Raw genomic sequence first — 19108 nt, forward strand, 5'->3', positions numbered from 1 at the left:
AAAATCACAAATTTTCCGTTAAAAGGTCTCTTCATCTAAAAAACAGCCTGATTTTTAAAAATCGGCTGTTTTGTTCGCTATGTGTCGTTATTAGAAGATTCTTCTTTTCCACAATGCCCCCCCAATTAAGACAACCAAGATCAACGCTATTAAAAGTGTACTAACCCATGAAGTCGAGTCAGTACCCATTGCAGGCAAATCTACATTCATCCCGTAAAAACTAAATACTAATGTTGGAAGAGTTAAAAACACAGTAAATAGCGTTAGCGTTTTCATCGTATTGTTCAATTCGTTTGATATGAGCGAAGAATATGAACTTGTGATGCTGTCCAAAATTCTCGTATACAATTCGGTCGTTTCAATCCCTTGATTGTTTTCTATTTTCACATCTTCTAAAAGATCTTTATCGTCTTCGTACAACTTGATCGAATGGATACGAAACAGTTTGGTTATGACGGTTGCATTTGACTTTAACGAGGTGAGAAAATACACCAAACTTTTCTCAATTTCCATTAGGTCATAAAGTTGCTTGTTTGTTAATGAGTCACGCAAGTTACTTTCTATTTTAAGGCGATGCTTATTAAGGTGTTTTAAGTTGTCCAAATACTGGGTTGATATGGACAATAATACTTCTAAGGCAAATCGACTTTTCATTAAGGTGCTGACGTTTTTCTTAATGAGTCCGTTTAAAAAGTTACTTGGCTGCTGACAAACCGTGACGATGTAGTCGCTCCCTAAGATAATGCCGATGGGAATAGTGATATACGAATTAAACTGGTCGTTGGTCACATCGACGATTGGAAAGTCATTAATCAGCAACGTGCTATTCGTTTCTTCGTCATATTCAATACGAGCACTTTCTTCCAAATCTAATGGATCTTCTAAAAAATCCATTGGGATCTTACAAGAACGAGATACTTCCTCAAGTTCTTCTTTTGACGGTGCGGTAATATTGATCCAGCAATTGCTTTCGAATTTTTTTATTGTTTTTAATATTCCATCCGGTGAGGATTTATAAATGGTTAACACGCTTTACTTCCTCTCTATTTTAATCGCACAGTTATTGTCGATTCGACTCTTATTTTAATACTAACCGCGTACCATAGAAAACGGTCTCACTTTCTTTTTAATTTTAGCAATAAAAAATAAAAAAAGCAGGTGTTCAAAAGAAAAAAGGAAAAGATGTCGAGCTTTCGACAGCTTTCCCTTATTGTATGTTTGTTTAAATGAGCATAACCTACTGAAATGCCGACAGAGACTGAGCTACTTCTTTCAGTTGCGCTCAACTTCTATAAGCGAACTGTATTCTTTCTCCGTTCGCTATAAATACTCTATCCAGCACCTATTACGTAGCAGATTAATAGCAGTAAAATAAAAGTCAATGAATTTTAAAAAAAGCAGCAACTTTCCTATGAAGCTTCCTCCACCGTTGAATTTTTTTAAGTCATCAGAATGTCTCTACTTGCTTTAGGTGCTCTTCCGTATGGAATCGGTTCTGTATTTAAAAGTTTGCTTCCTACTCCTACGACATTCCTTGGCATATTTCGGAGTACGTTCACTATCAAAACTTAATATTCCAATCGGTTTTTAATTGAGTTAGCAAATCCTTTGGCGGATTTTTGATAAAATACGAAGTTCCTTCTTTGTCTACTTGAATCGTTCCATCTTGATAAAAGAGAAAAGGCAGAATATCCTCACTTTTACTGTTGACACTTGGTTTGTTGTAAAGCAACACACGGTAACTGCCTGACTGTTCTAGTGTAGCGGTTCTTTTTTGAATCTCTTTTTCGTTTGGTTCAAACAATTCTTTCCCATTTAACAGGTCAATCAACTCATTAGCCTTATCTTCACTTTTGACGAAAACCTCTTCATAGCCATCCGTTTTGACCAGTGAAGAAGCATCGGAAACCAAAATTCCCTCGTAACCTTTTGGATTTTCAATAACGAGCGTTTTTGAGACATTCGTATTTGAACATCCACTTACCAATAGAAAGAGTACAAAGGGGGAAAAAACCAAAAATAACTTATTCATCGCTTTCATACAAATCCTCCACTTATCGAATAGATGATTTTAGCATATCACTAATGGTAAAATTTACAATGCTAATTGTCACTTTGAGAAATACCGTCTAAAAGGAGATAACTATTGTCTCACTTTACGTCTCAAGTTAAACAGAAAAAAGGCTCATCTTTATCACTCAATTGAACCTTGAAAATAAGAATTAGAATAACTATTAAACACAAGTAACTCAAGCCGAACAAAGCTTATGATCAAAACGATATACATTCTTTGTCATCCTAATTTGGATAGTCTTTTCCATTTACGAAATCAAGTTATCCTATTTCTGTCAAACTCCATTTAACATGACCATTTATACAACTCGCCACAAATTCTCCTTTTTTTAAAAAATAACTCACTCTTTTGAATGGATTGAAGCACAGACTCTATTCGTCAATTGGCATGATTTATTTGAATAGATTTTCCCAAACTTATAAGTAATTAAGAATGCGCTTAGCTCCTCTCTTTGCGCCTAAACACGAACTACGGTTGCATAGTTCAAAAATTTAGTTGAATCGATCCAGTGAAAATGGTGCAATGTTTTGTTCAGTCTTCCCAGAACTGATCAATTCACTCAAAATTTGACCAACGGCACTGCTGAATTTAAAGCCGTGTCCAGAGAAGCCTGCAGCAATAGCGACGTTTGAGTAGTCTGGATGTAAATCGATAATAAAATCTTCATCAGGAGTCAATGTATACATACATGTTTTTCCATACTTTAGTTGTTTTACTGAAGGCATATAATGATTTAAAAAGTTTCTTAGATCTGTTCTGTCTTCATCTAGCTGTCCAAATTCTGGGATGGATTTGTCTGGATCAATTGATTGTCCTCCATCGTGGCGGCCAACTTTTAATCCGGAACCATCAATGCTCGGAAAACCATAATAGAATCCTTGAGATGTCGCAAACGTAAAAGCTGGAAAATTCGTATGATTGTATAGATTTTCGCCAGCATCAAACCAAGCAAATGTTTTTCTTACTGGATTTAACGGCAGATTTAACCCCAACATGGAAAGAAGGTCTCGAGACCATGCGCCTGCTGAAATCACCAAAGCATCCGAGCTAAAAGTCTGAGCCTCAGTTTTGACGGTAACTCTTTGATCATGAACCGATAATTCGTTCACTTTACTATCCATCAAAAGTGTAGCACCGTGCTGCTCTGCAAGTGTTCTATATGCTCTAATACACGACTCGCATTTTAGTATGCCGGATGCAGGTTCAAAACATCCGATGTACTTGGCAGATATCGTTATGCCGGGCCAACGTTTGTTCACTTCAGGTGAGGCTAGAGTCTCAAGTGGTAACGAATAGGTTTTTGAACTCGAGATGATGTTCTGGATAAAATCAGTTTTTTCATGGCCAACGTTTAACACACCAGTGGCAGAAAATAATGATATTCCCGTCATTTCCTCTAAGTCGTTCCATAATTTTTGAGCCTGAAGTGCCAAAGGGACGTATTCTCCACCTTCTCCATATGCATGCCGAATGATTCTTGTTTCCCCGTGATGACTTCCTTTATTGTGCGGAGGGCTAAAAGAATCTAGTAATAACGTTTTCTTTCCACTCTTTGCTAAAAAATAACCTGCTGCCATTCCCATCGATCCTGCTCCAATTACAATTACGTCATAATGCATCGCACGTCCACTCCCATCAAAAAAGTAGTAAAGATCAGGTACTGGATTGTCTTTATAGCTTTTCGATCAGCTAGAAAACTGAATCAGCAATCGACAAATTGAAAAAACTTCCCTATTATCAGAATACGAGTACGGCCATATTAAATCAAACCGCTGTCGCATACAGCAATTCAGTAAATAGCGCTAGATACACATATACCCATCTGTTGTGTATTTCTCTAACAGTCCTCACTATTCTTTCTTTATAAATAAGGTAGTTTTTAAATTGCGTAATTTGTCACAAAAACTAGAAAGTAGGTTACCTTTTTTATATTCAACGCTTAAAAAACATCTCTGAAATTCACATGATGTCTTTGTTTAAAATTATTTCAAAATAAATGATTGACAAGATTAGAAGCTGTAAGTATAGTGTTGAATAACAGTTAAAACTTTTCTTATATAGTTTAAAGAAACGCGATGAGTAGGAGTAGTAAAAGTGTATTAGTTGGTCAAGAGAGCTGCGGGTTGGTGCAACGCAGTCCACTAATCCTTTGAACTTGCCTAGGAGTGGTAAAGCACATAGAGCTATCTATACGCTTTAACGATTCACCTCCGTTACAAGGTGGTCAAGTAGGGTTCATAAAGAACCAATTAGAGTGGTACCGCGGTTTGCACAAGGCATGTCGTCTCTTCTTTCATGTACTCATGAAGGAACAGACGACATGCCTTTTTTGATTTTGTATTTTGGAGATATTTTGAAATGAAGGGTCAAGGGCATTTAAACGAGCACGAGTACTTAAACTAAAAGATAATTTTAAAGAAACGCGATGAGTAGGAGTAGTAAAAGTGTATTAGTTGGTCAAGAGAGCTGCGGGTTGGTGCAACGCAGTCCACTAATCCTTTGAACTTGCCTAGGAGTGGTAAAGCACATAGAGCTATCTATACGCTTTAACGATTCACCTCCGTTACAAGGTGGTCAAGTAGGGTTCATAAAGAACCAATTAGAGTGGTACCGCGGTTTGCACAAGGCATGTCGTCTCTTCTTTCATGTACTCATGAAGGAACTGACGGCATGCCTTTTATATTTTAGGAGGTAAGAAAATGGAAAACAATAACGAGAAATTGCAGAGAACGATGACATCACGTCATATCATGATGATGGCATTGGGTGGTGCTATTGGCGCCGGATTATTTAAAGGGAGCAGTGCAGCCATTGATATGGCAGGCCCAGCCGTACTTATTGCGTATTTAATAGGTGGTATTATTCTATTATTTGTTATGCAGGGCTTAGCAGAAATGGCCGTCCGCAACAGCGAAGCAAGAACTTTTAGAGATTTGGTGCAATCAATTTTAGGAAAATATCCTGCTTATTTTCTGGACTGGATCTATTGGAAGATGTGGGTATTAAATATCGCAGCTGAATCAGTAGTTGCAGCTATTTTCATTCAATATTGGTTACCTAATTATCCGATTTGGATACTCGCATTATCTGTTTCCATATTGGTTACAGTCATAAACTTGTTATCCGTAAAAGTTTTCGCGGAAACAGAATACTGGCTGGCATTAATCAAAATTGCTGTTATCGTAGTGTTCATTGTAGCCGGGTTAATCCTGTTACTCGTCACATTTGGTAACCACACAGCTATTGGTTTTTCTAACTTAACAGACCATGGTGGTTTTTTGCCGAATGGACCCTCCGGTTTAGTCGCCGCTATGCTTGTTGTGATTTATTCTTATGGAGGAACTGAAATTATTGGTATTACATTAGCCGAAACCAAAAATCCAGAAAAAGCTGTACCAAAAGCTGTAGGTGGCACACTTGTACGCATCATTTCCTTTTATTTACTTCCATTTTTTATTATTGTCAGCTTAATTCCTTGGAATGAAGTAAACGGAGTAGCGGAAAGTCCGTTTGTTATGGTATTTAAGATGATTGGTGTACCAGGCGCTGATCATATTATGAATGCCGTTGTCATACTCGCTATTATTTCATCTATGAATTCGGGCTTGTATGGCTCATCGCGCGTCCTGTATACGCAAGCTGCAGATGGTCGTATTCCTAAAATCTTTGCACATTTATCAAAAAGGAAAGTACCTGTCTACGCCATATTCATGTGTACAGTTGCTTTATATGCGGGTGTCATTATTTCTTTATTTGCAGGCAGTAAAACCTTTGAGTTCTTAATGGGTTCACTTGGCTATACCGTATTATTTATTTGGCTAATCATTGCGGTTGCACACCTAAAATCCCGAAAAATACATCCAGAAAAAACGAGTGCCTACGCAGTAAAATGGTTCCCCTACACAACCTGGGCAGCCATCATCGCTTTGAGCGCTATTCTTATTGGAATTGTTGCCACAACTCCTATAGTCATTACAGGTGTTACATTAAGCATTTATATCTTTATTACGCTAACATATATCTTCAAAGGTCGTTTTCATGAAGATAAAAGTGAAAACCAAATTTTGTAAAGGAACTGATGGAGCGTTCTTTTCGTCAATGACTTTGTTAAAAAACTTGCGATTTTCACCGTTTAAAATCCGATTCTCTATAAAATTATTATTCGTTAATTTTGACATTAATGAAAGATTTGAATATTTGTGTTAAAATTCAAATTAATCAACTAATTGAGCTTGAGAGTACTGCTTTTTGTAAATTAAAATACAATTATTCAACCAATTCACTGAAAGGACGTGCTTAACGGATGTGGATTTTTGTCATTCCGATAACTTCTCTATTGGCTTTCGGAGGATTTATAGAATGGAAACGTAAGAGAAGAAATGATTTCACTCATAAAGTGAGCAATCCCCACACGCGACCTGGAGAAAGTACAAATTTTAAAATGGGCGATAATAATTATACTAGCGGTGGAGAGTAAGTTCTATTTTCTTCATAATAGGCTCATTACTGGAGCAACAAAAGCGTATTCGAAGAAAATCGAATACGCTTTTGTATTGGTCTTCACTGTAATACTAAAAGATTTTTCGTAAAATATACTTTGCAGACAAAAGAGAAAGAAGATGCTGATCAAAGTCTATTTTTTTCTTTCTATTCGAATAGCTTCCAATCGACTGCGATATGTAAATCCCAATTTATTGGAATTCAATATGCGTCTTCACCATGACCTTCTACAATACACGTTCCCCTTCATTATCTATCAATTTGAAATGGATATCAGTCGATGTTCCTCCACCAATATGTTCTTGGACATCTGTTACGTCGAGTAATTCATTTAAATGCACAGTTTTTTCTTGATTAGCTTCTATAGTGATACGATACGGACCGGCTAAATTCATAAGCGACTCCAATTCTACAGTCTCTTCCATAAAAATAGTATCTATAAACTCTAATTCAAATGATACTGCCTCGTCACTCCGATTATGCAAGATAAAATTGCACTTACCACTCATTTTTTTATCTACCAACTCCAAATTACATTGGCCATTATTGTCATAAGATATTGCTGCAACCCCACTTGCTAACGTTTCTTGATACGCCGCGATAAGAAAACTGGGTGAAATTGCATATGCAACGACAACTAGAAATAGTATTCGAAATTGATATTTTTTTAAGCCTTTGAAAAGTAAAGTTAAAGCGGCGATAAACAAAATCGATCCTATTATTCCAAGTAAAATATAACCATCTTGATTGAGGATTGGAAACGACATGAACGTAATACGTGCGTCTATCATTACATTATTTGGAAAAGGAAAAAATAAATACATGCATATAGCTAGAATAATAAACGAACTAAAGAGTGCTAATTTATTTTTTATCATCTATCCTTATTCTCCATTTTTGGACTCTCCTCTATAGTGTAAAAATGTCTAATTTTCTCTATGGCCAATTCAAGTATGTACACTTTTTTCCTATCATTTTATATACTGCTGTAATTACTTATTGATTTAACATCTTCTAATGATACAACCTCAAAACCTATAGCTTATTCTTTTTGTGCTATTCGTTAATTTACTCAGGTATTGTATCTCCTTCCATTAAATAAAGAAAATCAAATCTATGCCATCTTCAGAATCGCTTAAAAGTTCACTTGGCTATAAACAATAAAGAGAAAAAGCTGTCTTCCGCTGTGGCTCTTCCAATAATTGGTCAACTGTTAACTGACTATCTAATTGACCCAGATAATTATAAATCAGCGCAAATCTAGCTAAACTCTCGATTTTCTTCCTACTGTTTCCCTTTAATTTTACCATGTTAAACGGCCATTAAAAGAAAACTCTTTGTATGCCACTCTTAGCTAATATTCCATAAAGCAAAAAGCCATAGCTTTAACTACTTCGAATCATTTTTTCGGAATTTACTTAATCTGTACATAAGGTTTAAAAGAGCTTCTTTTTAGCATCATTCCTTCCGCCAAGTTGCATTATGTAACTATTTTTAGTCAGCTTAACTCATAAAATAACTTCATGACAAGTACATTTCCCAACAAATGACTTTAGAAGTCCCTTTTAAAAAGAGTGAATATTCCACCTTTATGAAACTTCACTCTTATTTTAGCGTATACAATAATAGAAGTAACCTAACATTTATTTCAAAAAATACAAAAAGGAGTGAAATGAAAACACTAACGAGTACTTTGCTAACTTTTCTATTTATTCTTATTGCTTAATACAAAAGTCTTGAAAACAATTAATTTCATTGCAGACGGTATGCATTTTCTGCCAATGTTTGTTCACTTAGGAATTTTATCGATCTTTTTGAAGGAGTACGCTATTAAATGCATTCGCCGTATCCTGTACTGGATGATTGTGCCTCCATTATTGATTTAATGGTCCTGATCTATTGCTTTACGACAATTGCAAAACAATTTGCTCAAAAAAAATAGATGCAAGCATCTTCTTTTACACAAATGAAGAATGCAAGAGTGAACGATAAAGTGAATGAACTAGCCCCAAATCACTTTACACCTCATTCCCATTTGAGAACTTCAAAAAAGAAAGGAAAAGTTCGTATTAGCTGCTCTCCTTCTTTTTACTTCATTCTTTAAACAGTGAACTACTTTTGAAAAGTTATATTTGCAAGCTGAATACGTGAATTTAACAATGGAATTTACCTTACTATATATAAAACTGATTAATAAGGAGGTCGAATATTTTGTTTGAGATATTTGTAAAAAAAGTTAATTCTGACATCGTCATTAAATGGCTTTTCTCAAAAGTAACAATTCCAATCTCTGATATTGTAGCCATTAGTACAGATGATACTTATGGCGGAAAAGAAAAGCAGGCAATAAGACTTGGAATGCCCTATGGCACGACAGATAGAGTGGTTATCATCACAAAGGAGAATATGTATATTTTGTTTACAACCAATTATGTTTCGATACAAAAAAAACTCAACGCATACATCAATTCATTTTAATAACTGGACTGTTAAAACCGTCGGCGCCTTTGCGCATTCGGTTTTTTGCGTTCTCAATCTATCGCCTAGCTTAATTTTGGCTAAAGGTAATAGCTCTTTTTCTGCACAATCAATCCACCCCCAACACCAATTGCTATGAATATGGATGCTGTAACTAAACGAACTGCAAAACTGTCTGTTAAAAACAAATGATGGGCAGCTCTTTCTAAAATTGCGGCGAAGATCACTATCCAAACTACAGTCCATTTTTTCATAAATTATCCTCCTATTATTGTTTTCATTTCTTAAAACCGAATCCAACTTACCCCCATAAGTAATGTACAAACCTCAGCTTCTGGCCATTCATTTCAAATTCTTCATTATCAATCCCCCCCACTTGTTTGAAATCGTTTTTCTCCAATACCTTTTGAGACGCTTGGTTAACAGTCGTCGTTTTTCCGCGTATTTGTTTTACACTTAAATCGGTTTTTAAAAGCAGCTTCAATGCCTGATTCCCAATTCCTTTTCCCACGTATTCTGCGCCTATTCTAAATCCAATATCCGCTATATTATTTCGTTTATCAATATCGACTAAGTTAACCCTACCTACAATTTCTCCAGAATTATTTTTGAGCAGATAAAAATTAGGAAGGCCATTCTGTTGTTCTTTAGGTGTTGCCATTACTAACTCCATATTTTCACTCCGTCTCAACCTTTTTCAATCATTAAATTTTGTATGAATAAACATACTATGCCTTAACATATTTTGAATGCAACTTAATTTCACTTTTGTTACATTCAAATCCTAGTGTCAACCCACTGACTTCTTTTGGATATTATTGAGGATATGTTCAGATTTTATCTAATCTAATTAAAATCGAAACTCATACATTAAATATACTTTGACCTCCACACATTAGCTAGATAATTTTGGAAATAAAAGCGTTCTTAAAAGTACGGTATCACGAACAGAAAAGGAGAAAAGATACGCTGCGTCCGGCTTCTTTTCTTTTCTCCTCTAAATCTGCTTTTGATAAACAGGAATATGTTAACTAAAATAATTCGATATTTTTACTTTTAAATTTATACTTATTTACTCAAATCTTTTTAACGTTTCATTAAAAGTTTTGTTCATGACTTTCGGGATGTTTTCTAAAGAGCTATTCATTTGTCCGATAGCGTCTGTTCTAAACAAGCTATCATAAGAGCCTGTTTTAATTTTAGTTTATCGAATATCCCGAAACTTTTGTACTTCACTTACGTAAGTAACATATAGATTAAATATAATTTATTTCAAGAAAGGGGCTACGCATCATGAATAAGTGGTTTGCTTTTTTATTACTCTCTTCTGTACTACTACTCTCAGCTTGTAGCGATACTAATGATTTAGTTGGGAAAACTTTCGATGTTGCTTATGTGCCAGTACTCGAAGAGGATATTGACAGTCCAGATAGGTATAGCTCTATTTTGACACTAGAATTTTTAAACGAAAATACGATAACGAGTCCTGTCTACGGAGAAGGAACCTATGAGTTAACCGACGATAACCTTGTCCTTTTTTATGAAAATGAAAATGAGTCTTTAGAAATAACAATTGGTGTTGCAGAAAGTGATAAAGATTTTAGTGAGTATTACGCATTAATCAATGACCTTGATTATCAGATTACTGATTCTGATAAAATAAGTCATTTCCAGAATCTAGCCTTTAAATTAGATAAAGATAGGCCCATCGAATTTATAAAAGATTAAAAGTTGTTTTTTAGAATGGCGTTATAGAAAGCTGTTTACTTATCAGAAATTTACGTATAACAAAAAAAGACAAACACATTGTGGTTTTAAGAATTCTAAAATGGACACTCTTTACGAATAAGAGGAAGGCAAAAGCACTTATAACTAGCTTCTGTTTTCCCTCTTTGTTTTTAACATCATTTTCAGTTTTTTATAGGTGGTAAATTACTGTCTATAATTCGGAATATGTAAAATAGTTAAGTTTAAGTAATGAACAGAATATAATCTAAGAACGAAGGTATTCCTAGTTTCTTTCTTCGCCTTATGCTCGCATATGTAGCAAGAATCTAAGCTTTAGTCCATCTTTCGAAACAACAATTCAAATATTTATTGATTTACATTTATGGTAATCTAATAGGAATTTAAATTACATTCTGGATAAGAGTGATTGAAAATTAGTGCGGAAAATAGAGTGGTTAAAGTGGTTCCTCGCCTTACTCATATGGAAACTTTTCTTAAAGCAATAGCCTCATATCCAGGAACCAGCAGGAAAGATCTATTCCTTGAAATATTCAATCTTTCAGAAGAGGAATTCGAAACAAGATCGTTTTTTGGCATATTTCATTTAGAAAGTGAGATCAGGATACTTGAATCGCAATTAAATAAGATACACAGCCTTACTTATGAGAATTTTATAAAGAATGAATTAACGCTTCTCTGTAAAGAATTCCCGGTTTCAAAAGCGATAGAGTTTGAGTTGTTCATTCTTGATGAACAGGATCAATTTGTCAGAGAAAAACTTGGAGGAGTTTCAGCATTCACTGACTGGAATGGCAAGCTATTTTTCGCAGTTTTTCCTGACGCTCAAGTTCGTTCAACCCTAAGGTCAGTCATTAACCATGAATACCATCATCATTGGCGAATGCACGCATTGACTATTACCAAACAGAATCAAACGTTAATGGACCGGTTGATTTTAGAAGGTTTAGCAGAACATTTTGTGGAAATCAGATTAGGCGATGCCTATCTTGGTCCCTATAAAGATGCACTAACCGAACAACAAGCCAAAGATTTATGGGAAAGTACATATAAATTATGTCGCACCGAACTAGGTGGAAGAACCGATGTCTACATGTTCGGAAGCAAGGAAGAAAAATTGCCTTTCTGGGGCGGTTATTCCATTGGATACTATCTCGTGAAGTGGTATCTGGAGAAAAACGAAGGAAGTTCTATTGAATACATGACATCCTTGTCTAGTGAAAATTTTATATTTTAATTCATGTCACATAATCACAGCTATGATCCGTTTCATAAAAACAGTTGTACCGACCAAAAAAGTTTAAATAGTTTGAATAATATATTATATTTATAAAATAATGGAAACAACGCTTCTATATCTCGATGAAACAGTTACTCCACTTTTAATTTTATTTTATTATTTTAGAAATTAACTTAATCCTTATATCGTATTGTTAAAGGAGGTATAAGACAGTGGATAAATTACGTAAGTACTCTTCAAAATAACAATTTTGAGGAGGACAAATAATGACTATAGTATTCAAAGAAACCAAGCAAATTGATCAGAAAAATTTACTAGTACTTTACGAAGATGTGGAATGGTACGCCTACACTAAAGATATTAATCAGTTAGAACAAGCAATATCAAACTCATTATACGTATTATCTGCCTGGGATGAAGAATGTTTAATTGGCTTAATAAGAATTATTGGCGATGGCCTTACAATTATCTATATACAAGATATCCTAGTATTGAATAGCTACCAAAACCACGGTATTGCAACTAAATTGATGGATCGTATTCTTGACAAATTTAAGGCTGTGCGTCAAAAAGTGCTGTTAACTGAAGAAGCTCCAAATATTCGTCACTTTTATGAAAAAAACGGCTTTGATTCTTGTGACAAAGGAACACTTGTGGCTTTTGTAAAACTGACTTGATTGACCACTAAATCCTTTTCTATTGGTTAGTTTTTGCATCAAAAAAAATATTGAAATGAGAAACTTTGTATATAAAAAAGAAAAACCTTCATCAAAATACACTAAACCCCAAACAGATCACTTCAAAGTAAGTGATCTGTTTGGGGTTTAGCTAAAAGAATCAAAAGTGGTAATTTATTTTCCGAGAATTTTTGGTGTGATGCTCATCCTTGTTCATCAAAGGCAAGTAAAAAATTCACTTGTGCATTCTAATTGCTTTCATTCTCTTCGTTTTCTTTTAAAACAGGAAAAATAGGATTATTATTAATTTTATGGGTACCTTCAAGCATATTAATTTCTAAAGCATCAAACTCGATCCGGTATGATTCTGGGGTTTCTCCGTTCATATGGCTAACATGTGCAAACGGATAAAACGTCAGTACCGTCGCTTCGGGATTTAAGCCTCTCATTGTTGCTGTCCAGAAAAGGTCCTCCTGTGTATTTGCTCCTCCGTAAGCAGTCCCCCCGTTGTGCGGAACTTTATAGACATTCCCTAAATTATCTTGAGCAATTAATTCGGCTTCTACAGCTCCCGACTCTTTTAATAACGATGGATCAACTAATTGCTGATAAGCAATATTCACCGCAATATCCGTAAAAGTAACTTCAGTAAAATGAACCGTCACGCCACTTCCCAAAACTTTTTCATCCAGAACGATAGGATCCTTCTTCAGTTGGTCCACCGCAAACTCAAACTTCCAATCTCCTTCAATCTCTCCTTTTTTAGTATAAAGGCTTGCTGGCTCCCAAAGTACATTGACTTGGGCAGCCTCTTCGTTAAGATGTGGAATACTGTTTATGCCAACCAGTATATCTTGTTTCATCTCCCACTCCATTGAAGTGCTTACGTCTTCTGCTTCCAATAATGTTGGAAATCCAGTAATATGAGTCGAGTCATCCAATTCCACATCACCCATGACCGTATACGTAAAGGTTACATTGGTTCCATCATAAACTGCCTGGTCAATAGAAATCGTCACTCCGTTACTCGTTTTCGACAATCCCACTTTTTCGCTGAATCGTTCATATTGTAATAATCCTTCTTCTTTCTCCGAAAAAATTGAAAATACACTGCCGATGATTGGCAACTCTGTCATATAATTTGCGAGGGTCGGAGATGCAGTAAGAGTTGCTACTGAAATGCCAGTAAAAAGGATAGATGCTGCTATAGCAGGAATTAGCCACTTCCGTCGCTTTCTTGCTTTTGTCCGAGCTAGATCAAAGAATGCGTTGCTAATAATCAAATCCAATTGATCTTCTGGCACTTCTATTTGCTCAATCGCTTTTTTAATTAGAATCTCTTTGTCTTTCATCTACATACACTCCCTTCAAGTTTTTTTCAATAATGCCATTCCCCGATGAATATTTGTCTTCACCGTAAAATCCTGAAAAAAACGTAGCATCAAAGCGGTTTTATATTTCTCTGGCAACAAATTCAAAGCATTTGCCACATCGAGTTGCTGGGCAACATCAATAGAAATAATATTTTCTGTTCTTTGTTCTTCTGCTTCACTTATCACAATCAACTTTTTCTTTTTCTTGATAACTGCTAATGCTTTATTGATACATATCCGCGTCAACCAAGTCGAAAAGTAGGATGGTTCTTTTACTTGATGCACTGATTCAATAGCCTGAAGAACCGTCTGCTGAAAAACCTCGAGCGAATCTTCTTCGTTCTTCACGTATGTATAAGCCGTCCGGTACAGTTTTTCTTTTTCATTTTTTAATAAGTGCTGAAGCGCCAAGCGGTCTCCTTGAATCGCTGCTGAAACCATCTCTTCATCATGCTGCATCCACCTCATCCTCTCTTTACTTATTAGATACATCTATACGTTGAAACGTTTCGTTTATTTTAATTTCCTATTAAAACTTTGTCATTTCTTATTGACATACAATAGTTATGCCTTCATTTTAAGGATTTTCTAATACTCTTTCATAGGAAAATCTAATTCCCTTTAAATTAACTTCTTTTTCATTCACACAAGATTTTACGCTCTCAACAAAAAAGAACAAGCTCAAAGTTAAGCTTCTTCCCTGCTGATAAGGGGTCATATACAAACCTCTTCTTGTATACTTTTCTAGTACGGGAGAAAAATGAAAATAAATTTCAAAAAACACGACTTTTGTTTTTTCATTACGTCTAACAAGTAGAAATCATAAATGAGGGGGAGAGATTCTTTGACTAGAGAGAGGAAAAACGAAGTCACTGATTGGTACCAGCAGCACAGTGATTCGATATTCAGGTACATATTGTTCATGGTCCGTGATTATCAACAGGCGGAGGATTTAACACAAGAAACGTTTATTAAAGGATTTCGATATTATGATACCTTTGAACGCAAGGCAAATGAGAAAACTTGGCTTTTTCGCATTGCCCATAATCTCACCATCGATTTTTTACGAAAACAAAAGCCCTTAGAATTGTTAAAAGACCTTGTATTTCTTGGAAAAAACACGAGTACTTTGCCTGAAGAACTGGTGGAGATAAAAGAAAGCTCAACAGAAATTTACCATGCGTTAGGTCTGTTAAAACCTGCTTACCGCGAAGTCATTATCCTGAGAAAAATTAAGGAGTTCACTATAGAAGAAACCGGAGAAATTTTGAATTGGTCAGAAAGTAAAGTGAAAAATACGCTTTCTCGTGCACTTTCTGCACTGGAAAAGCAATTAAACAAGGAGGGAATTATCCATGAAAAACACTGAGGGTACGCATACTTCATTAGACAATCAGTTGAAACAATTGGAACAGGATACTAGTTGGAACCAAAAGCACAAAGCAAAATTGCATACTCAACTATTATTGAATTTGGACAAGCAAGAATCTCGAAACCGATTTTTCACTGGCTTTAAATTCACCTCTAGTTTAGTCCTTTGCTCGATCCTTTTAGTTGCCGGAGTTCTGTTTCTTTCACAAAACATTCTTCAAAATGATAGTGGTTTGACGACAGGAACTAACACGGGTGAAGAAACTACTTTGGTAGCAAGTGAAGAGATAGATGTCGAAAAAACCAAAGAAACCATTCAAGCAGTTATAGAAGAAGAGTTCAACGGACCAGACAAGAAGTATAAAGAATTATCGGAAGCTGCCATGGAAGCCCAAAACAATATAGAAACTCAAGAAGAGTTTGATGCTTTGCAGGAAACACCCATATGGCAAGACTATACGGACTATATGGTCGATACGTACGCTTCTTATTTCACCGAGAATGGCTATGACCTTTTTTTAACCGCAACACCTGCTTTTATGTACAGTGATTTTGATGGCGACTACAACCTGACAGCTTCGGATATTAACATCAGCCAGAATAAAAACAATTTGAACATGTTTCAATTCACTTTTCAAGTGGACTATGAAAACGCAAACGGAGAAGTCCAGTCCTACTCTTTCGAAGGTGAAGCCATTGCTTCTGAAGAAGGAAAAATTGAGAAGCTGCAATTTCTAGATAAGGATGACTTACTTGCAGAAATAAATGAAGATATTTAGTGACGCTGCCTTTAGGTAGCGCTTTTTTTATGTTTTAGTTAACTGTTCTTCGCCCTTTACCTTCCGTTCACAAAAGCATGCTTACGCAAACCTCCAAAAGAGATCCGCTATCTTAGCTTCTTCACTTCCGATAACTTATGACATGTAAACCTGAAATCTTTTTACTTTTCCAATGAAACCCACTACTACTTTTTTCTTTTCGAGTCAACTTTTCTATTCAACGTTATTCTATAGCCTCTCTACACACATTTGTTTCATGTAATGGCAACTGTGAGAGGAATCCATTGGATTTTAGCTCGATTCATCCCATTCTTAACTTGGCTTAATTTGCTGCATATAACTAGCAATGTCCTCTTCAGACATCTCACTAGTAATAATTTTTATAATCTTTTCTTCAGAATTAACCAGTAACGTAGTAGATAGAGGACGAATATTATAAGCTTCCATCACACTCTTGGTTTTATCAATCACAATCGGAAACGTTAAATTCCGTTGTTCCGCAAACTGTCTTACTTCGTAATCAGACTAGGCAATGTTAGCGGCCAAAATTTGAACGCCTTGTTCCTTGTACACCTAATAATGGTCTTCCATCAACGGAAATTCTTTTTCACACGGTTTGCACCAGGTTCCCCAGATGTTCACAAACACGCATTGGCCTCGGTATTCCGATAATGGATGTTTGTTACCTTTAAGGTCCACTAAGGTAGAGTCTTGAGCTTCATCTCCGACTTGCAGTAGTTCATTTTTTCACCTACAAAGCTGTTATAAATCGTAAAGATGATGGCTTCTATCATCACTAGTAAGATAGCTACCCGCATAGACGTTCGATTTTTCTGTTTTACTGCCACATAAAATACTTCCATTTCTATCTATCTCGTTAGAAGCCTGTAAATCCGCCAGTGAATTAGGAAAGGAACGCGATAATTTCTGTCATTATATCAAAATACAATAAAACACCCATCAGAATCATCAAGGAGCCACCAATTGACATGAAAAGCGCACTTTTTTCTTTAGAAAGCTCATTTTCTCTATAAACAGGGATATCACAAGAAAGAGAATCGCAAAACCTAGCACATAAAACAACATATAGAGGAGCCCTCTATCTGAATCGGCTACGCCAAGTACAATGACCCGTGCCAAAATCGATCCGGTACAAGGCGTCCAGCCTCCCGCAATTCCAATGCCAATGAGCACCGAACCGGCATATCCAGAAGGTCTTTTTTGAAAATAGACTTTTTTATCTGATAGTAAAAAATCAAACTTTAAAATTCTGGTTAGTACCAAACCAAAAAACACCATCAGAATTGCTCCCAATTGTCATAAAAGAGCCTGATTTCCCAAGAAAAATGACCCCATGAACGAAGTGGATAATCCTAATGCTAAAAAGATAATAGAAAAGCCAATTGAGAAGAGAATGGTGTGAATCAACGCATTGCGCCTCATCACGCCTTTCCGGGTTTTCAAGTCATTTACCGACACACCGGTAATATACGACAGAAACGCTGGATACAGCGGTAAGGAACAGGGGAAATAAATGATAACAGTCCTGCGCCAAACGCAAGAAATAAACTGACTTCTGCCACGTGGATAACTTCTTAGGATACACTCCAGTTTAAAATTTCATACTCAATACTAGTTTCTAGAGAATTTACTAGATAAACCGAAGCAAGAAAACCTATCACTTATTTTTGACCATTAATACGATCATTAAAATTGAAATCAACGCAAAAGCAATGAACGCTAAGAAAGGAATCGTCACAAATCCTATCCAGTTGATGTACTCTGAACTGCATGGAATACCACTGACACAGGGTTTTATTCCTGCAAATCCTGGCACTTTCTGCTCTAGATAGTGGAGAATTGAGATAATTCCTCCTAAGAGCGATAAAGGCAGGACGTAGATAAATACCTTTATATCGTTACGGAATGTTGCAATTCCTAAAATCAGAATCAGCGGATACACGGCAATTCGTTGATACCAACAAAGTTCACAAGGGACGAATCCTCGGATTTCACTGAAGTATAGGCTGCCAAGCGTCGCAATTAATGCTAAAAACCAAGCACCGTACAACAAAATCGCATTTTGACTGGATTGCTTTCTTCCATTTTCCATTACTGTTTACCCGTCAATTCTTGCTCAATCAACTCTTTAATCGCTTCATAGTCAAACGGATCTTCTACTGTCTGCCCATTGATAACAATGGTCGGTGTTTGCGCAACTCCAGCTTCTTCCACTAAAACCGTATCAATTTCCACAGCGTCCATTGTGGCTTGCTGTTCCATATCTTCTTTCAATTTCGTTTGATCGATTGATGGATAAGCTACTGCCACTTCTAAAACTTTTTTTGGTGTGACCCAAGCTGCATCATGGTTTACTTCTGGCTGTGCGGCAAATAAAGCTTTATGAAAATCCCAATACGCTTCCGGGCTTTGCTGATAGACGGATTCTGCCGCTAAGGAAGCTAACGTGGATTCCTCTCCATGAAAAAGAACATTGATATAAGAAAACTTCACATCTCCTTTATCGATGTAATCTTCAACCAATTGTGAATAAACCGTTTCTCCCCATACTTTGCAAGACGGACATTTAAAGTCCCCAAATTCCACGACAGTTACAGGAGCTTCTTCTTCGCCTAGCGTCGGCTGCCCACTGGTATTAATTTCTGCTGTTTCCACTGCTGGTGTTTCCTGTTGATTGGTGAAAATCACAATTGCGACCAAAATTATAACTGCTAAAGTTGTTAAGAGAACCAAAAGTTTCATCCCTGATTTGTTGTTTTTATTCTTCATAAGAACCCTCTTTCTTTTATTGGTAAAGTAAATACATGACCACTTTATCTTAACAGCTAGTTTCAACATTAACATAGTCA

18 protein-coding genes, 2 pseudogenes and 2 other annotated features are annotated in these 19108 nt (G+C 36.0%); of the genes and pseudogenes, 7 read left to right on the top strand and 13 right to left on the bottom strand.

Annotation, left to right across the window (positions count from 1 at the left end):
- Positions 1–90: 90 nt before the first annotated feature.
- From AJGP001_RS09635 to solA, 3 genes are all read right to left on the bottom strand, one after another.
- Complete coding sequence (locus tag AJGP001_RS09635; protein ID WP_058385157.1) at positions 91–1029, bottom strand: magnesium transporter CorA family protein; 939 nt, start codon at positions 1027–1029, stop codon at positions 91–93.
- A 532-nt stretch (positions 1030–1561) separates the two neighbouring features.
- Positions 1562–2041 (bottom strand): hypothetical protein, encoded by a 480-nt coding sequence (locus AJGP001_RS09640; protein ID WP_071154282.1) that lies wholly within the window; start codon positions 2039–2041, stop codon positions 1562–1564.
- A gap of 524 nt (positions 2042–2565) precedes the next feature.
- Positions 2566–3693, bottom strand: a complete 1128-nt coding sequence (gene solA, locus AJGP001_RS09645; RefSeq protein WP_071154281.1) for an N-methyl-L-tryptophan oxidase — start codon at positions 3691–3693, stop codon at positions 2566–2568.
- A 447-nt stretch (positions 3694–4140) separates the two neighbouring features.
- Positions 4141–4366: a binding site (T-box leader), on the top strand.
- Between the two features lie 124 nt (positions 4367–4490).
- Positions 4491–4716: a binding site (T-box leader), on the top strand.
- Between the two features lie 57 nt (positions 4717–4773).
- Here solA and AJGP001_RS09650 point away from each other — a divergent pair.
- On the top strand, positions 4774–6144 hold the full coding sequence (locus tag AJGP001_RS09650) for an amino acid permease (RefSeq protein WP_071154280.1): 1371 nt from the start codon (positions 4774–4776) through the stop codon (positions 6142–6144).
- Between the two features lie 657 nt (positions 6145–6801).
- Here the strand turns inward: AJGP001_RS09650 and AJGP001_RS09655 are convergent.
- Positions 6802–7452, bottom strand: a complete 651-nt coding sequence (locus AJGP001_RS09655) for a hypothetical protein (RefSeq protein WP_071154279.1) — start codon at positions 7450–7452, stop codon at positions 6802–6804.
- A gap of 1333 nt (positions 7453–8785) precedes the next feature.
- Between AJGP001_RS09655 and AJGP001_RS09660 the strand changes: the two genes are divergently transcribed.
- Positions 8786–9052 carry a SunI/YnzG family protein gene (locus AJGP001_RS09660; protein ID WP_071154278.1) on the top strand — a complete coding sequence of 89 codons (267 nt, stop codon included), beginning with the start codon at positions 8786–8788 and terminating at the stop codon, positions 9050–9052.
- Positions 9053–9132: 80 nt separating this feature from the next.
- On the opposite strand, the gene AJGP001_RS09665 is transcribed toward AJGP001_RS09660, so the two are convergent.
- Together AJGP001_RS09665 and AJGP001_RS09670 are read right to left on the bottom strand one after the other, a co-directional pair.
- Positions 9133–9306 carry an ABC transporter permease gene (locus AJGP001_RS09665; protein ID WP_071154277.1) on the bottom strand — a complete coding sequence of 58 codons (174 nt, stop codon included), beginning with the start codon at positions 9304–9306 and terminating at the stop codon, positions 9133–9135.
- 47 nt (positions 9307–9353) lie between these two features.
- The gene (locus AJGP001_RS09670; RefSeq protein WP_078080468.1) at positions 9354–9725 is read right to left on the bottom strand and encodes a GNAT family N-acetyltransferase; all 372 of its coding nucleotides are present in this window, start codon (positions 9723–9725) and stop codon (positions 9354–9356) included.
- Positions 9726–10345: 620 nt separating this feature from the next.
- Here AJGP001_RS09670 and AJGP001_RS09675 point away from each other — a divergent pair.
- From AJGP001_RS09675 to AJGP001_RS09685, 3 genes are all read left to right on the top strand, one after another.
- On the top strand, positions 10346–10780 hold the full coding sequence (locus tag AJGP001_RS09675) for a hypothetical protein (protein WP_071154275.1): 435 nt from the start codon (positions 10346–10348) through the stop codon (positions 10778–10780).
- Between the two features lie 427 nt (positions 10781–11207).
- Entirely contained in the window at positions 11208–12035 is an 828-nt protein-coding gene (locus AJGP001_RS09680; RefSeq protein WP_078080469.1) for a DUF2268 domain-containing putative Zn-dependent protease, read from the top strand.
- Between the two features lie 269 nt (positions 12036–12304).
- Positions 12305–12715, top strand: a complete 411-nt coding sequence (locus AJGP001_RS09685) for a GNAT family N-acetyltransferase (protein WP_071154274.1) — start codon at positions 12305–12307, stop codon at positions 12713–12715.
- Positions 12716–12963: 248 nt separating this feature from the next.
- Here the strand turns inward: AJGP001_RS09685 and AJGP001_RS09690 are convergent, their stop codons facing one another.
- The 3 genes from AJGP001_RS09690 to AJGP001_RS17525 form a co-directional block, all read right to left on the bottom strand.
- Complete coding sequence (locus AJGP001_RS09690) at positions 12964–14067, bottom strand: DUF4179 domain-containing protein (protein WP_078080470.1); 1104 nt, start codon at positions 14065–14067, stop codon at positions 12964–12966.
- Between the two features lie 15 nt (positions 14068–14082).
- On the bottom strand, positions 14083–14547 hold the full coding sequence (locus AJGP001_RS09695) for a sigma-70 family RNA polymerase sigma factor (protein WP_245830161.1): 465 nt from the start codon (positions 14545–14547) through the stop codon (positions 14083–14085).
- Between the two features lie 118 nt (positions 14548–14665).
- Complete coding sequence (locus AJGP001_RS17525; protein WP_169835268.1) at positions 14666–14806, bottom strand: hypothetical protein; 141 nt, start codon at positions 14804–14806, stop codon at positions 14666–14668.
- A 126-nt stretch (positions 14807–14932) separates the two neighbouring features.
- Here AJGP001_RS17525 and AJGP001_RS09700 point away from each other — a divergent pair, with 126 nt between their 5' ends.
- Together AJGP001_RS09700 and AJGP001_RS09705 are read left to right on the top strand one after the other, a co-directional pair.
- Positions 14933–15457, top strand: a complete 525-nt coding sequence (locus AJGP001_RS09700; protein WP_143039547.1) for an RNA polymerase sigma factor — start codon at positions 14933–14935, stop codon at positions 15455–15457.
- Complete coding sequence (locus AJGP001_RS09705) at positions 15444–16238, top strand: hypothetical protein (RefSeq protein ID WP_071154271.1); 795 nt, start codon at positions 15444–15446, stop codon at positions 16236–16238. Before AJGP001_RS09700 ends, AJGP001_RS09705 begins: the two co-directional genes overlap by 14 nt.
- A 312-nt stretch (positions 16239–16550) precedes the next feature.
- On the opposite strand, the pseudogene resA reads toward AJGP001_RS09705, so the two are convergent.
- The 4 genes and pseudogenes from resA to AJGP001_RS09725 form a co-directional block, all read right to left on the bottom strand.
- Positions 16551–17056: pseudogene (gene resA, locus AJGP001_RS09710) on the bottom strand (thiol-disulfide oxidoreductase ResA).
- 86 nt (positions 17057–17142) lie between these two features.
- Positions 17143–17821 (bottom strand): annotated as a pseudogene (locus tag AJGP001_RS09715) (cytochrome c biogenesis CcdA family protein).
- Positions 17822–17916: 95 nt separating this feature from the next.
- Positions 17917–18351 carry a disulfide oxidoreductase gene (locus AJGP001_RS09720; RefSeq protein ID WP_071154270.1) on the bottom strand — a complete coding sequence of 145 codons (435 nt, stop codon included), beginning with the start codon at positions 18349–18351 and terminating at the stop codon, positions 17917–17919.
- A complete protein-coding gene (locus AJGP001_RS09725) occupies positions 18351–19028 on the bottom strand; it encodes a DsbA family protein (protein ID WP_071154269.1) in 678 nt (225 codons plus the stop codon). The genes AJGP001_RS09720 and AJGP001_RS09725 overlap by 1 nt, the downstream gene beginning before the upstream one ends.
- Positions 19029–19108: the final 80 nt, after the last annotated feature.

The sequence above is a fragment of the Planococcus faecalis genome, from assembly GCF_002009235.1.
Classification (GTDB): domain Bacteria; phylum Bacillota; class Bacilli; order Bacillales_A; family Planococcaceae; genus Planococcus; species Planococcus kocurii.